The 14,041-nt window shown below is 62.9% G+C and carries 15 protein-coding genes; 10 read left to right on the forward strand and 5 right to left on the reverse strand.

Annotation, left to right across the window (positions count from 1 at the left end; all coding sequences use genetic code 11):
- The first annotated feature begins 891 nt into the window (after positions 1-891).
- A complete protein-coding gene (locus OXS27_RS29680; RefSeq protein ID WP_267361095.1) occupies positions 892-1,395 on the forward strand; it encodes a ferritin-like domain-containing protein in 504 nt (167 codons plus the stop codon).
- A gap of 241 nt (positions 1,396-1,636) precedes the next feature.
- Here the strand turns inward: OXS27_RS29680 and OXS27_RS29685 are convergent, their stop codons facing one another.
- Positions 1,637-2,122 (reverse strand): hypothetical protein, encoded by a 486-nt coding sequence (locus OXS27_RS29685; protein ID WP_267361097.1) that lies wholly within the window; start codon positions 2,120-2,122, stop codon positions 1,637-1,639.
- A 1,378-nt stretch (positions 2,123-3,500) separates the two neighbouring features.
- Here OXS27_RS29685 and OXS27_RS29690 point away from each other — a divergent pair.
- The 6 genes from OXS27_RS29690 (at position 3,501) to OXS27_RS29715 (ending at position 6,574) form a co-directional block, all read left to right on the forward strand.
- Entirely contained in the window at positions 3,501-3,779 is a 279-nt protein-coding gene (locus tag OXS27_RS29690) for a hypothetical protein (RefSeq protein WP_267361099.1), read from the forward strand.
- Positions 3,780-4,070: 291 nt separating this feature from the next.
- Positions 4,071-4,310, forward strand: a complete 240-nt coding sequence (locus OXS27_RS29695) for a hypothetical protein (RefSeq protein WP_267361101.1) — start codon at positions 4,071-4,073, stop codon at positions 4,308-4,310.
- A gap of 44 nt (positions 4,311-4,354) precedes the next feature.
- On the forward strand, positions 4,355-4,771 hold the full coding sequence (locus OXS27_RS29700; protein ID WP_267361103.1) for a DUF1236 domain-containing protein: 417 nt from the start codon (positions 4,355-4,357) through the stop codon (positions 4,769-4,771).
- A gap of 300 nt (positions 4,772-5,071) precedes the next feature.
- On the forward strand, positions 5,072-5,209 hold the full coding sequence (locus tag OXS27_RS29705; protein WP_267361105.1) for a hypothetical protein: 138 nt from the start codon (positions 5,072-5,074) through the stop codon (positions 5,207-5,209).
- 71 nt (positions 5,210-5,280) lie between these two features.
- The gene (locus tag OXS27_RS29710; RefSeq protein WP_267361107.1) at positions 5,281-5,856 is read left to right on the forward strand and encodes a phospholipase A2 family protein; all 576 of its coding nucleotides are present in this window, start codon (positions 5,281-5,283) and stop codon (positions 5,854-5,856) included.
- A 316-nt stretch (positions 5,857-6,172) separates the two neighbouring features.
- On the forward strand, positions 6,173-6,574 hold the full coding sequence (locus OXS27_RS29715; protein WP_267361109.1) for a response regulator: 402 nt from the start codon (positions 6,173-6,175) through the stop codon (positions 6,572-6,574).
- A 171-nt stretch (positions 6,575-6,745) separates the two neighbouring features.
- Here the strand turns inward: OXS27_RS29715 and OXS27_RS29720 are convergent, their stop codons facing one another.
- Together OXS27_RS29720 and OXS27_RS29725 are read right to left on the reverse strand one after the other, a co-directional pair.
- A complete protein-coding gene (locus OXS27_RS29720) occupies positions 6,746-9,283 on the reverse strand; it encodes a CheR family methyltransferase (RefSeq protein WP_267361111.1) in 2,538 nt (845 codons plus the stop codon).
- A 131-nt stretch (positions 9,284-9,414) separates the two neighbouring features.
- Positions 9,415-9,888, reverse strand: a complete 474-nt coding sequence (locus OXS27_RS29725) for a hypothetical protein (RefSeq protein WP_267361113.1) — start codon at positions 9,886-9,888, stop codon at positions 9,415-9,417.
- Between the two features lie 35 nt (positions 9,889-9,923).
- Here OXS27_RS29725 and OXS27_RS29730 point away from each other — a divergent pair, with 35 nt between their 5' ends.
- Positions 9,924-10,658, forward strand: coding sequence for a Crp/Fnr family transcriptional regulator (locus OXS27_RS29730; RefSeq protein ID WP_267361115.1), 735 nt, complete (start codon positions 9,924-9,926; stop codon positions 10,656-10,658).
- A 352-nt stretch (positions 10,659-11,010) separates the two neighbouring features.
- Here the strand turns inward: OXS27_RS29730 and OXS27_RS29735 are convergent, their stop codons facing one another.
- The gene (locus tag OXS27_RS29735) at positions 11,011-11,403 is read right to left on the reverse strand and encodes a type II toxin-antitoxin system VapC family toxin (protein ID WP_267361117.1); all 393 of its coding nucleotides are present in this window, start codon (positions 11,401-11,403) and stop codon (positions 11,011-11,013) included.
- A complete protein-coding gene (locus OXS27_RS29740; RefSeq protein WP_267361119.1) occupies positions 11,393-11,707 on the reverse strand; it encodes an AbrB/MazE/SpoVT family DNA-binding domain-containing protein in 315 nt (104 codons plus the stop codon). The genes OXS27_RS29735 and OXS27_RS29740 overlap by 11 nt, the downstream gene beginning before the upstream one ends.
- Positions 11,708-12,009: 302 nt before the next feature.
- On the opposite strand from OXS27_RS29740, the gene OXS27_RS29745 reads away from it, so the two are divergent.
- On the forward strand, positions 12,010-12,603 hold the full coding sequence (locus tag OXS27_RS29745; RefSeq protein WP_267361121.1) for a recombinase family protein: 594 nt from the start codon (positions 12,010-12,012) through the stop codon (positions 12,601-12,603).
- A gap of 1,163 nt (positions 12,604-13,766) precedes the next feature.
- Positions 13,767-13,991 (forward strand): hypothetical protein, encoded by a 225-nt coding sequence (locus tag OXS27_RS29750; RefSeq protein WP_267361123.1) that lies wholly within the window; start codon positions 13,767-13,769, stop codon positions 13,989-13,991.
- The last annotated feature ends 50 nt before the right edge of the window (positions 13,992-14,041 follow it).

Raw genomic sequence — 14,041 nt, forward strand, 5'->3', positions numbered from 1 at the left:
GCCCCCCCCCCGAGCGCAGCAGCGTTTTAACCCAGGATTGGCAAGGACCGGCTAACCCGCCTTAAGGCGGAGCGTTGGGCACCAGCGTGGAACTCACCGAGCTAGACGACAAAGTTCGCTAGCGCGGCCTTGGCACAGGATCCGTTAACGACCCCGCCCACCATACCCTCAGCGATCGGCTTCGGCCGCGCGCCGGAAGAGCAGCACCGGGGCCGATACCCCTGCGGCCTCGCCGGCGCAGTCGCGCTACAGCCTAGCAGATGTCAGGGCCAAGCGGCGACATCGGCATACGCGGCTGCTACAGCACTCATCCTTCCCGCCAGCATGCCCGAGGCGTTCGCGACGCCACACGGCCCGTAGCGGGCAAGCACGTGACGACAGGCGCATCCGGTCCAGTTCACCGGTGCTCGCCCGTGACGCCTTGGCCGGGCGGTCTCGTGAGGGTCGGCACAATGCGGCGGGACTGGAGACCGCGGAGCGTCGGCCCATGGCCCGGATCTTACCTTTATCGATTGCGTTGCTTGCTCTCTTGCCCATCGCGACGGTTGAGCTCCAGACAGATCCCGCCCGCGAGCGCGCCGGCCGCCGTGTAAGCCCAGGGCATGCGTGCCGGCGCGTCTTGACCTACCGGGCAGCTCAGACCTGCAGCATCTCTCGCAGCTTGAGGTGCAGGCCGAACGGGATGCGGGCCGAGGCCGAGCGCTTGGGCGCGTGGCCTCGCGCGGCTGGCTGATCATTTCAGAGACCCCGCTGCCCGTTGCCTACCTGTGCTCCCCAGCGTTTGAGCCGGACAGGAACATCGCTTCACCCCAACCAGTTTCTATCCTGAGACCGCAGAACTACTATCTGCTGTCGCAAAAATAATACCCAACTAATTTTTAGGAGGCCGCCATGGGTCTGTTCACAGCCGACATCAAAACTTTGGACGATCTGTTCGTACATCAGCTGCAGGACATCTATTATGCTGAGCAACAGATCACAAAAGCTCTGCCAAAAATGATCAGCAAAGCTACCGACCCGCAACTCAAGCAGAGCTTTGAGATGCATCTGAAAGAAACGGAAGGCCAGATCAAGCGCCTGGAACAAGTATTTCAGATGCACGGGCACAAGCCGAAGGCAGTCGATTGTCCGGCGATCGACGGTATTCTCAAGGAGGCGAACGAAGTTGCAGGCGAGGTCGGTGATAAGGAAGTTCTCGACGCTGCGCTAGTGGCTTCGGCTCAAGCTGTCGAGCACTACGAGATCACCAAGTATGGCACCATGATCGCTTGGGCCAAGCGGCTCGGCCGCGACGATTGTGCCAGCGTGCTGCAGCAGACCTTGGACGAAGAAAAGGCCACGGATCAGAAGCTGACTGCCATGGCCGAAAGCAAAATTAACCAAAAGGCTGCTTAAGCCCAGATTTAATCGCCTGGACAGGTGCAACCGTTGACTGACAGGGCAATGAGTATTGTTGCTCCAACCTAACACAGCATGAGGCCCGCCCCCGGGGGAATGGGAGCGGGCCTCAGTTGCGACTGTGCCGACGAGGCCGCGCACCACGAGCCCTGTCTTTGGAGCCAGCGTGCTGCTCTGCTGGCAATCGGGCTAGGCCCGGTCGCTGAGGTCAGCATGGCCTTCCCGGGTTAGCGCACCGTTACGGGGCCGACTTGGATGGTCGCGCCTTGGCGATCCGCAGGCCGGCCTTTCGGCAGCAGATCCGAAGCCCAAGAGCCGCGAGCTTGGGCCCGAGGCCGGCAAGGGCTTCGTGTAGAGCCTGCTCATCCTGCCAACCGCCGGCGGTCATCAGCACGGCGACCGGGTGCCGCCCACCGGCCGCCAGCGGCGCCAGGGTTCTCACCATCCGCTCGGTGCTGCCGATGCCGCCCCCGGGCCCGCACAGCACCAACCCAGCCGCATCCGTCGCGAACAGCCGGCCCGGGGGCGGCCGCAGGCCGGGCTGCACCTGGCGAGCCAGAACCTGGGCAGCTGCAGCGTTGCAAGCCTCGGCCTCGGCTTTCTCCCGCATCCGCGCGATCGTGCGCGACGACGGCACCCGTGGCGGCGGCGGGGCGTCCGGATCAGCGGGGTAGATCACCGCGGTGATGATGTGGGGGTTATTTCCAATATTTGTGGTCGGCATCAACAAATCTCCTGTGAACGAATATGCGAATGCGGGCGTTTCATTACGAGCCCAAATATGGAACCGATGAGGAAATGCCTATGAATGCCAAGACTTTTGGCCTTGCGGCCGCGGTTGCTATTGCTCTAACCGGCACAGCTTACGCCCAGCAGCCTCCTGGCGGCGGTAGCGCAACCGGCAACATGAACAACCCAGGCTCGGTAAAGAGCGAAGGTCAAAAAGCGACCGAAGAGACGACGGGCACGAACACCCGCTCCCCCGCTGCTGGCGCAGTAGCCGTGCCTGGGACCGGTACTGCGCGTCCTGGCGTGGGAGCCGGTGGTAGCGCCACAGCGCCGGCGGCCAGGTAAGCGCCGTAGGCTCTATCTCGTACAAGACGACGTGCGAGCTATGGGCCGGGACCGCCTCGGCGGCCCGACCTGCCGCCGGAACCAAGGCCTCACGCTCCCGTTGCCGCGCCATGGCTCGCTGGCTGTTTCCTGTCGGTCTCATCCTTATCCTGCTTGGTGTGGCTTTCGCCCGTTGGGAGAACGCGTCGCAGGTACCAGGAACCGCGCCCGGATCGACGCGAACGCCAGCCAGGGAGGCAAGCCCGAACCCTGGCGGTGATGCAGGGGCACCCACTGCACCGGTACCGCAGACCAGCGGTGGCAACGGGCAGTAAGTACGGCCGGGTCCGCCTGGGCGGCCCGGCCTGCTGCTGACCGGCGCTGCAACTGCCGGCATCAATTCAGCACCACGGGCATCGCAGGACCATCGTGTGCCAGCAGATGGTCCTGCGCAGTTATGACGCCCGGTGTCAGCGTCATGGTCCCGGCCATCATCTGGGGCGGCTGCTATCGACCCAACTCAGTCGTTCACTCGCGACCGTTCGGCTCCCGAAAGCGGAAGTAGCTGCAGCTCGGCTTATGCAGGTCAGCAAGGCTTTCCGTGACATGAAACTCTATGGCCGGGAGATCGAGATAGAATTCACTCTGATGAGCTTGGTGCGGATCGTGCACAAGATCGTCGCGATGGCTGAATTCCGGCGGCCTGCCCTCGACCTGCCGGGGCACGGACACACCCGCGCCGCCATCGATGGATTGGCACAGGCGCCGCGCGATCTCACCGCTTTGGAGGTCGAGGTGGCCGGGACGTCGGTCCGGCTTGTCTGGGCTAGGCCTCGTCTAGCACCTCCGGCGGGCTTGGCAACCTCGGCGCTAACCAACGGGGCAGCGGGTTCGCGGACCCGCCGGCATTCGCGGAACGAAATATCGCATCCAGTCTTACTGAGGCGACCGCAATCACCGGACCTTCGGAACTTGCCGAAACGCACCGACGACGACACTCCAGCGTCCGGCGAAAGCTTGCCCGCAACGCATTAGTACGGAGTACAATCATGAACGTTTCGACGAAGATCGCCACCCTGTCCGCCGCCGCGCTCCTCGGGCTCGGCGCCTTCATAGGCACCCCCGCCCCCGCCCAGGCCCGAGGCGAAGGCGCCATCGCGGCCGGCGTAGTCGGTGGCATCGCAGCAGGTGCGCTGGCCTCGCAGGCCTACCGGCATCGCGGCTACGGGCGCGGCTATGGCCGCGGCTACGGCTACCGTCCGAGCCGCTACGGCTATGGCCGCGGCTACGGCTATGGCCGCGGCTATGACCGCGGCTACGGCTATTGAGGTCTGTGCGGGACCCGTTCGGGGACGGGTCCCGCTTCCCCTTTTTCATCCAATAGGCCGTACCAAGTGAACGTCGCCCATCGCGTCGCTTCTCGCGATGTCATGAATTTAAAGGTCATACTTAGGTAATACCGACCCCCGCCAGCCTCCATCCTAGAGCTTTGCGCGTTCATCGAATATTCATCACCGTATACACTGCACCGTTTTTGAAAAACTGTTGCTTGGAACCAGAAAGTCGCGCTGGGATTATGTCTTTGTCGGAATTAGTTATTCAAATCCGAGGAGAGATTGATGCGTAAGTTCCTTGTCGCGGGTTTCGCCCTCGCCACCCTCGCCAGTCTGTCCACCGCCTCGATGGCCGAGGAGACCACGGTGATCCGCCGCGATGGGCCCGCCGTAGTCGATCACCGCGACACCACGGTCGAGCGTCGTGAGGTCACCACGGGCACCGTCGATTGTGGCTCGAAGACCGTCCACAAGGAGGACGGCATGGGCAACTCCAAGACGGTCCACAAGGAAGGCTGCAACTGAGGCTCCGCCTCGCCCCTTCCCCTGACCTTCAAGAAGAAATCCTCATGACGAACAAGATCCTACTCGCCCTAGCCACTGCGGGCGTACTGGCCCTGCCGATGTCCGCCCAAGCGCAGGGTACCCTGCGCGGCGCTGCAGAGGGCGCCGCGGTCGGCGCCGATACGGCGGGTCCGGTCGGGGGCATCGTCGGCGGCGCGGTCGGGGCGGCCACCGGAACCGTCGGCGGTATCCTCGGCGTCGACGACCGTCCCCGCTTCCGCAGCTACGTCCGCGAGCGTGGTGTGAGCTCGTACAGCTGGGGCGGACCGGTCCGGGTCGGCACCGTGCTTCCTGAGGACAGCGTCACCTACTACGATATGCCGACCGAGTATCGGGTGCGGCCGGGCTACCGCTACACCATCGTCAACGACCAGCCAGTCCTGGTCGACCGCGGCCACCGCATCGTTGAGGTCATCGACTGATCGAACCGGCGGACCGAAGCGCTGACACTTTCAGAACCCCGTCCGGCCACAGCCGGGCGGGGTTTCTTTTGCCGGTGGTGGGCGGCTTCGACTTACGTCGCGGACCGCGCGGCCTCCACAGGGCGGCGCTCGGCAACCAGGTCGATTCCGCATGCTGCGCCCGTGAGACCGGACCGGCAGCCCGTCCGCGACGGCGTCCGGCCACGTCGGCAGCACCTCCCTCTTGTCGCTGCTTTCGGGGCTTACGCAGTCCTGCACGCGACATTGTCCGAAGATGCTCGCGGCTGCAGGCGTGACCCCATGCTCAACACCTTCCTGGCCGTCCTCGCCGTGCTGGCGGTTCTGCTTGCTCGGGCCGTCCTTAAGCTCGTCTTCCTGCCGCTTCGCATCCTGCGCGGGATGTTCCGGCGCTGTCCCGTCGCCGCAGGGTCTCTGTAACCGTCGCGGCACTCAGCCCGAAACGGGAAAGTCGAGCTTCGGGTTTATGGCCGCTGATCTGGGGGCCATCCTTGAGACCGTCTTTTCTCGCAATGCTCGGGCTGCTCCTTGTGGCCTGCCCGCCCGCTTCCCTGGCGCAGGGTGCCCAGGAAGCTCCCGCCGCGACCGTCGAGGTCGAGGAGCCCCGCCCTGGGCCGCCGCCCGATCTCTCCGACCCGAACAGTAAGGCCGGCGAGGCCCTGAACGAGCCCAGCGAGCGCTCCGGCATCCCGAAGGTCCTGCGCTCTTCCGGGTCCCGGGCGGGCGGCCCGGCCAACGAACTCAACCCCGGCGGCCGGGCCGAAGCGCCGGCCCCGCCGAAGGGCGATCTCGGCCGGGTCGTCGCCGGCCAGGAGCCGTACCACGGCAACTACTGCGGCAAGGGACAGCGCGGCGAGGGGTTGCCCCCGACCGATGAGCTCGACGCGGCGTGCATGCATCACGACGCCTGCTACGACACCGCCGGATACCATTCCTGTGCCTGCGACACCGCGCTTAAGCGCGAGGCGTCCGCCGTCGCGGATGGTTCGAACGCCTCGCTGGAGGTCCGCCGCCGGGCCCTGAGCGTCGTGGAGGCGACCGCCGCCATGGATTGCCGCACCCCGTAGTCGCCGTAGTAGTGTTGGACCTCGCCCGCTGCCGCTGAATGATATTGCGGCTGTGGCGTCCGCTTTTTTGTAGCTCCGCCGGAAAGCAGACCGGCGGGAAGCTACCCATCCCGGTCATTCCGCATCCGACCCAACCCGGCCGTCAGGACCGCTGCGGTCGCTCCCCCGAAGCGGTCGTGCGCCAACGGTCCAGCGACTTCGGTTCGGGGTGGCTAGCGGACATGTCAGCCAAGGCCACCATCTTGATGTACGTGAGCGCGAGGTTGGGAAATTCGGTCGAATGGTACGGTACCTAACGATCATAGCCGATGAGTAAATGTCCTGTCCTGCTACCGTTTCTCTACTTGGCCGTAGTATCCTCGTTGTTGAGGACGAGTACCTGATCGCCACTGAGGTGATGCATTGGCTGCAAGAGACAGGGGCCGAGGTAGTCGGCCCAGTACCGAGAGTGGATCGCGCGCTCGATCTGGTCGAGGATCACCGCCTCGATGCGGCAGTGCTCGACATCAATTTGGGCGATGGAGATAACAGCTTCCCAATCGCTGATCGGCTGGAAATGCTTTGGGTGCCCTACCTGTTCGCCACGGGCCATGGGGCTAAGGCCAAGGCGGCTGGCTACACCGACCCACCGGTGCTCGTGAAGCCGTATTCGAAGGCCGATCTGCTGCGCACGCTCATGGACCTTATTGCCGCCTCGGCAAGGCCGGCAGGGCCGTGAGCAGGAGGGCCAGCCACGTCCGGTTTCATGCGGTGCCGCTCAAATAGCAGACCGTAGCAAATCCACCCATAGCAGCCGATCAAGGTGGTTCTTTTTCGGTATGCCCTAACGGTCAGAAACGGACCTGCATCATGCACATGCCCTCTGGTACAGGGGCACATCCGGAACCTCTCACACGATCGACGGTACCGCCACGAAGGTGACGACCACCCCCTCGATCGCGTCCTTCTGGACACGGTAGGGTACGATCCGCACGACGTGGTGCTGGCCCGATTGCTCCCCGGGCTGCTCGATCCGACGCTCAACGTCCTGGCCGGTGGCCAGGACGCTCTGCAGATCCTCCGCGAGGCTCGAGTAGGCCGGCCGCAGGGCGAAGTCGGTGAGCGGCCGACCGCGGTCGCCCTCCTGGATTGGGACGAACCGCGCCACCGCTGGCGTGAACGTGCGGATCACGAGGTTGCGGTCGAGGAACACCGTGGCCAAGCCGCTGGCGGTGAACAGGTTGCGCAGGTCGCCGTTTGCCCTGTCGAGATCGTCGATCTTGCCGCTCAGCTCGTGATTGACCGTCTGTAGCTCCTCGTTGAGCGACTGCAACTCCTCCTTGGACGCCTCCAGCTCCTCGTTGGTCGACTGAAGCTCCTCGTTGACCGAGACCAGCTCCTCGTTGGACGACCTCAGCTCTTCCAGCGCGGTCTCGTACTCCTCGATCATTGCCTGCAGCCGCTCGCGCGTCTCGCGCAGCTCCCGGTCCAGCTGCAGTACATCCATGTCCGGGTGCAGCCGCGCATCGCGCTGTTCGGCCTCCGCCCGGCTGAGCGAGACGCCCTGGTCGTGGAACAGCACCAGCAGCAGCGGGTCGGCACCGTCCCCCTGCGGCAGCGGCTCGACCGTGATCGACACCACCTGAAGCCGTCCGTCCTCACCCTCGATGGAGAGGTCCTCGCGCTTGGTCGACCTGCGCGTCTCGATCGTCTCGCGCAGGGCCGAGCGGAGGTCGAGGCGCAGACCACGGCGGGCCAGCGTCAGCAACTGCCGACTGGGTAAGCCGACCGGCGCCTCCAGGTACTTGCCCGTGCGCACCGAGTAGTGGACCACGTCGCCGTCCCGGTCGACCACGACGTGCGGCGGCGCGAACCGCTCAACGACGTGGCTCTCCACGATCTGGCGCAACGGCGGCCCGGCCTCATGGGCGGAAGAGGTTAGCCGAAGACCGCGGCTGAAGGACGAGGCACGGCCGAACGGTGCGGGTTGCGTGCCGGTGACGATCAGCGGCAGCGGTGCGGGAAGGCGGTCGGTCTCCCTGGCCTGGAAGATGCGGTGCTTCTTGTCCAGGCTCGTGAACAGGTCGGTGAACTGGCTGATGTTCTCCGCCGTGCCGAGGAACAGGTGCCCGCGCGGCCGCAAAGCGTAGTGGAAGATCGGGATAACTTGGGTCTGCACCTCTTGGCCAAAGTAGATCAGCAGGTTGCGGCACGAGACGAGGTCGATGCGCGAGAACGGCGGGTCGCGGATCACGCTGTGGGGCGAGAACACGCACAGCTCGCGCACCTCCTTGGTGACCACGTAGGAGCCGCCGTCGGCCGTGAAGAAGCGCGCGCGCCGCTCGGGTGAGACGGTGTCGAGCAGCGCCTCCGGGTAGCGGCCGGCGCGGGCCACACTCAGCGCCGGATCGTCGATGTCGGTGGCGAAGATCTGCACCCGCGGCGCGGTACGCAGGGTGTCCATGTACTCGCGCATCAGCATGGCGAGGGAGTAGACCTCCTCACCCGTGGCGCAGCCGGGCACCCACACCCGGACGGTACCCCCGGCCCCGCGTCCCTCGAACAGGCGCGGCAGAACCTGTGTCCTGAGGGCCTCGAAGGCGTCGGCGTCGCGGAAGAAGTTGGTCACGCTGATCAGGAGGTCGCGAAACAGCGCCGTGACCTCGTCCCCGTCCTGGCGCAGGCGCTCGACGTAGTCCTCGACCCGCGTGATGCGGGCGACCTGCATGCGCCGCTGCACCCGGCGCACGAAGGTCTTGGATTTATAGCCGGAGAAGTCGTGGCCGAGCTGGTCGCGCAGCACCGCGTAGATCTCGGCGGTGGCCGCCGCCGCGGCGGTCCCTTTGAGATCCTCGATCACCCCAAAACTGCGGGCGTACTCGGCGAGCTTGGCGCCGATGTCGTCGGCTGGGAGCGCGAAGTCGACCAAGCCGGTGGCGATCGCGCTGATCGGCATGTCCGGGTAGCGCGGAGCGGTCCCGTCGGCGACCTGCGCGAATGTCAGGCCGCCGCGCTCCTTGATCGCCTTGATGCCGAGCGTGCCGTCCGAGCCGCCGCCCGACAGGACGATGCCGATCGCGTACTCGCCGCAATCCTTGGCCAAATCGCTGAAGAACAGGTCGATTGGGTTACGCTCGCGTCGGACCGGATCCTGTCCCCGGATCGTGAGGTGTCCATCCTTGAGCCCCAGGATTGCACCGGCTCGCAGCACGTAGACGTGCCCGACCTCGACCAGCATCCCGTCTGCGGCAACTACAACTGGCAGCTGGGTGAACCGGCCGAGCACCTCGTTCAGTAGGCTCTCGCGGTCCGGGCTGACGTGGGTGACAACGATGTAGGCGAGGCCGCCATCATGGCCGAGGCCGGAGAATAGGGTATCGAGTGCCTCGATGCCTCCGGCTGAGGCGCCAATGCCGACGATGGGAAAGCGAGTCGCGTCGTCAGCCATCTGCGGGATCCACGAGGTCGTAGGAGGCGCCTGGTGATGCGGCCGACGGCGTTAGCGTGATCCATGTTGGCGAGGACAAGGTTTCACGGGTTGTGGTGGTGACGTGCGTCCATCACGCGGTCAAGCCGCTCTCACGGATCACGGCGGGCTCGAGCGAGGATCTCGCGGGATTGCTGCAACGTCTCACGCGTCACACCGATCACATCCGCGATCTCGCCCGAAAGTCGACGGGCGCGGACGTGCTGATCCGGCCGGGTCAGCCGCCGCGGATCGCGCAGCCGCTCGGCGAAGGGCACCTCCATCAGTGCCTCGCCGGCCGCGTTGGCGATCACGAAGCTGTAGGGCATCGGGCTCAGGCCGGTGCGAGCGAGATCGGCCGCCATGTCGGGGATCGAGGCACAAGCCTCCAAGTAGGCGGTTTCTAGGTCGGACAACATGAGCCCGTCCTCGTCGGGATCGAGGCCTTCGGGCGTGCGCAGATGGAAGAAGAACAGCGGCACGGAAACCTCGCAACAGCTACGCAGCGCAAGCGGCAGCCGTCCATCAGAACCCAGGTTGAGACCAATCGATCTCACATGCGTTAGAATTAGCAAATACTGCGTCATTTAAGGCAATTCAGCTCGCAATGCAGAGGATCCCCATGCTGAACCCCCTCATTGCCAAGCTTGAGCAGTTCACGCACCTCTCAAATGAGGACCGACTGATGCTGCAGACGCTGACGAGCGAGCCCGTGCGCAGCTACATGCCGGGCACGGACATCGTGCGCGAGGGCGACGCCCCGCAGACCGTCCGCCTCATCCTCTCGGGCTGGGCCTACCGCTACAAGCAGCTGCCGGACGGACGCCGCCAAGTGATCGCGCTGTTTCTGCCGGGCGACTTGTGCGACCACAACGTGTTCATCCTGTCCGAGATGGACCACTCGATCGGTGCACTCAGTGCCGTGACGTTGGTCGAGATCCCACCGGCAGCGTTTGAGGCGATGATGGCTGCTCACCCGCGCGTGACGCGGGCGCTGTGGTGGGAGTCGCTGGTGAACGCGGCGATGCAGCGCGAGTGGATGCTGAACCTCGGCCGGCGCATGGCGCCCGAGCGACTGGCTAATCTGTTCTGCGAGGTGTTCTACCGCCTGCGCGCGATTGGGCTGACGCAGGGCGACAGCTGCGAGATGCCCCTGACGCAAGCCGATCTGGCCGACGTGATCGGCATGACGTCGGTGCACGTCAACCGGGTGCTGCAAACGTTGCGCAGGCAGCAATTGGTTGAGTTGAGAGGCCGAAGACTGACCATCCCGGATCTGCCAGCTCTGGAGCGGGCGGCGCTGTTCAATCCGAACTACCTGCACCTTGACCATGTCGGTGCGCGCTTCGACGCTTGAGGACGACCATCGGATGGTGGCGAACGTAATCTCGGGACGGGCTTGGCGCTCATCTGGGTATGCGTCTCTAGCACCGGGCCCCGTCTGGTCCACTAAGTCGCGGTTGACCGTCCAAACCAGACCGTCACCACGTGAACCACACAAAACAGACCACCGGCGGCTCTCTGACCGATCCTTTGCGTCTGACCTGTAGCCCCGCGTCACGTGCATGCACTGACACAGTCGGCAAATCGACCGTTTTTCCGGTGATCTGGCGGGGCCAGTTCTAGATTGACTAAACAGCTCTGCCACTGTCGGTAAAACATGTCGGCAATCTTACTGACGGGTAAACGCTGCGTTTGTTTAGCAAACCTCAGCGGATGAGCTGGACCTGGACGCCGGCACCTGCAGCGATCTCCTGCCAGACGGCGTCCGCAGTGACCGCAACGGCGTTCGAGCGGGTGGCAAGTGCGAGACAGAGCCGGTCCCCGATCCCAAGACCCTTTGAGCGGGTCAGAGGCTCGAGAAGGGCGGCACGAATGCAAAGGTCGTCGTCGACTGGGGTAAGCGGAAACACGAGGCCGTTCCGTAGGGCTCTCACGGCCGCCTCATCCGCTCCGTTGCGGACTAGCCATCCGGCGACCTCGCCGAAATTCACGGTGGTCATCGTGGCGGTGCCGGTGAAGGCGTCGAGCACCTGCTCCCAGCCGGGTTCCCGGCGGAGGTAGGCGAGCAGCGCTGAAGCATCGAGGACGCTACGCGCCACGATCGAACTCCGTCGTGAAGGAGGCCGACTGATCGCTCGTGTCAGCCGACGTGTCCTCCTCCCTCGCAGTCTCAGCGCGCCGTGCTGTCAGAAAGGCGTTCACCGAGGCGTCCTCGCCCGACAGAAAGGAGGAGGTCTGGACCTGAAGCTCGGCCATGGCGGAGGCGACTGAGCGCACCCGAAGCTCACCGTCTACCAGGGTCAGCACGACTGGCCCGCCGTACTCGAGGCTGAGAGCCTTTCGCGCTTGGGCTGGAATGATCAGCCGACCACCAGCATCGATCTTGGAAAGCGTCGCGTTCATGACATCAGGGTCCAATCGGCTCAGAGGCACACGCCTGCCTGATTAAAGACGTCCGGCCATTAGCTCGGCATAGGCCATTGATCAGACAATCGGTATTATCGTCTTATATGCCATAAGACCGCAATATGGCAGTTTTATCAGGATTGGGTCACTCGTGGTTCATCGGCGAGTGTTCCCTTCGCGGAGGGCTGGCCGAAACCGAACGGTTTCGGCCACCGGTGGGAGATCCGGCCGAAACATAGGCTTGTGGTGGTTTCGGCCAGCATTTAGTTTCGGCCACCGCTTTCGGCCGGATTATGACCATGCCACGGACCTTCGCCTACCTCAGAGTGTCTACTTTCGGACAGACCACTGACAACCAGCGCGAGGAGATCCGCGCCGCCGGCTTTCAGGTCGAGGCTCAGCGTATGGTGACTGAGACTGTATCCGGAAGCGTGGCCACTTCGCAGCGTCGTGGCTTCACCCGTCTCGTCGATCGCCTTGAAGATGGCGACGTCCTCGTCGTGACCAAACTGGATCGTTTAGGTCGCAACGCGATGGATGTCGGCGGAACGGTTGCGCAGTTGGCCAAAGTCGGCGTGCGCGTGCACTGCCTGGCGCTCGGCGGCGTCGATCTCACAAGCTCGACGGGCAAGCTCACCATGGGCGTGATCAACGCGGTCGCCGAGTTCGAGCGCGACCTGCTGATCGAGCGGACACAGGCAGGTCTGGCGCGAGCGCGCGCCGAGGGTAAGGCGATCGGACGTCCTGCAAGCCTTACCGAGGAGCGACGCCGGCTGGTCGAGCAGAGACTACGTGATGGTCAGGGCGCCTCGGCGATCGCGCGTGAGATGAAGGCCAGCCGAGCCACGATCCGGCGGGTACAGGCCGCGATGCGCTCAGTGGAAGCCCAGTGACCGTTACACCTGAATGCGTCGATGCTCACGGTCGGCACGATCAGCGTAGCCGATATCGCCAAGCGGCTCGGGATCAACCGAGATAGGTTCTACACCTATTTCCCGGGCGCGCGCGCGAACAGCAGTGCCGCCAAGAGCTAGACCTGCGACAATTATGGACCTCGCCATGGCGCCGGTCCCGACGCACGCTCAGGGATAACAAACGCTGGCACTACTGCACCGGGCCGCCCTCCCTCGCAAGGCAACCGCTTGCGATCCTGCTGGAAGGAACGGATTGCATCAGTGATGCGCAAAGACAGACAAGTTCAGAACACCCCATAGTTTGCAGGTTTATAAGACGTTCCATTGATCTCGATACAAATAGAAGCGACGAAGGCCCAATTCCCGAGATTTCCGCCAGGATTTCTAACATAAATTATGAGTCAGCGATTTGTTTTGGCAGAGCCTTCCTCTACAGCGACAAAGTTTGACACCCGAACGCGATCAGATTGCGGACTGAGAGATCGATCGAGGCGTCTGGTGTCGTCAGAACGATCTGGAAGTCTGATGAACGTACGATCGAATCAAAATATCTTCGATAGAAGCAAACACTCAGACGAACGTCGGACGTCGCGACTGTGAGGATACTTAGCATCAAAGCGTCGATGTCGTGTGACATGCCGCGAAACGATGTTTGCTAGGGTGTCTTTCATAAAGCAGGGGTGTATGCTGGTTCTTTGAAACATGGCCAAGTACGACGTTTACGACTATTGTTTCAAGTCGTTTTAGTAAATGGCTCTGTGTTGCAATAATATAGATAAATTTATTACATATAGCAAGAACGGCGCAAAATTCCGCGATGTGAGGTCATTTCGACTAAATCGCATGCGGATCGCCTTCCTTTTCATGAGTTGAGTGCCGTTGGCAAATTACCGTCCAGCCATCGCCAGGCCAGACTGCGCTCACCTTACATCGGGTTGTCATCATCCCAGAGAACCTCAACGGCGCGAGATCAAGGCCTGAGCGCCTACCTAATCACGGCTCAAACGCTACGAGGACGATCCACCATAAAAGATCCGATAAAGCCTTATCGAAGATGGCGCATAAAAACTACTACTACTAATCTTCAACAGACTTTTATCTGAGTCAAAATGCAAATCATCAACAGTAAACAGGATCTATCAGTGGAATTTCAGCACATAACATTTGTATCACAGGTTCAAGATAGTCCTGAGATAGAATGGATTATAATGACCGCAACTCTTTCTTACATCGGAGTTATCGACTCCGTTCCGACTGAGAAGGAAGCATTAGATATACTAGAAGAATTAAAAGAGGGAGGAAAAAAATACGGCTATCATGATTTTTCGTTCATCCAAGGACATCTTTCCAAAAAAAGTTACAAGTAACGAATGATGTATATGCCAGGATATGACACTCGTCCATTCTATCGCCGTTA

Source organism: Methylobacterium sp. GC_Met_3 (assembly GCF_026540775.1).
In the GTDB taxonomy this organism is placed as follows: domain Bacteria; phylum Pseudomonadota; class Alphaproteobacteria; order Rhizobiales; family Beijerinckiaceae; genus Methylobacterium.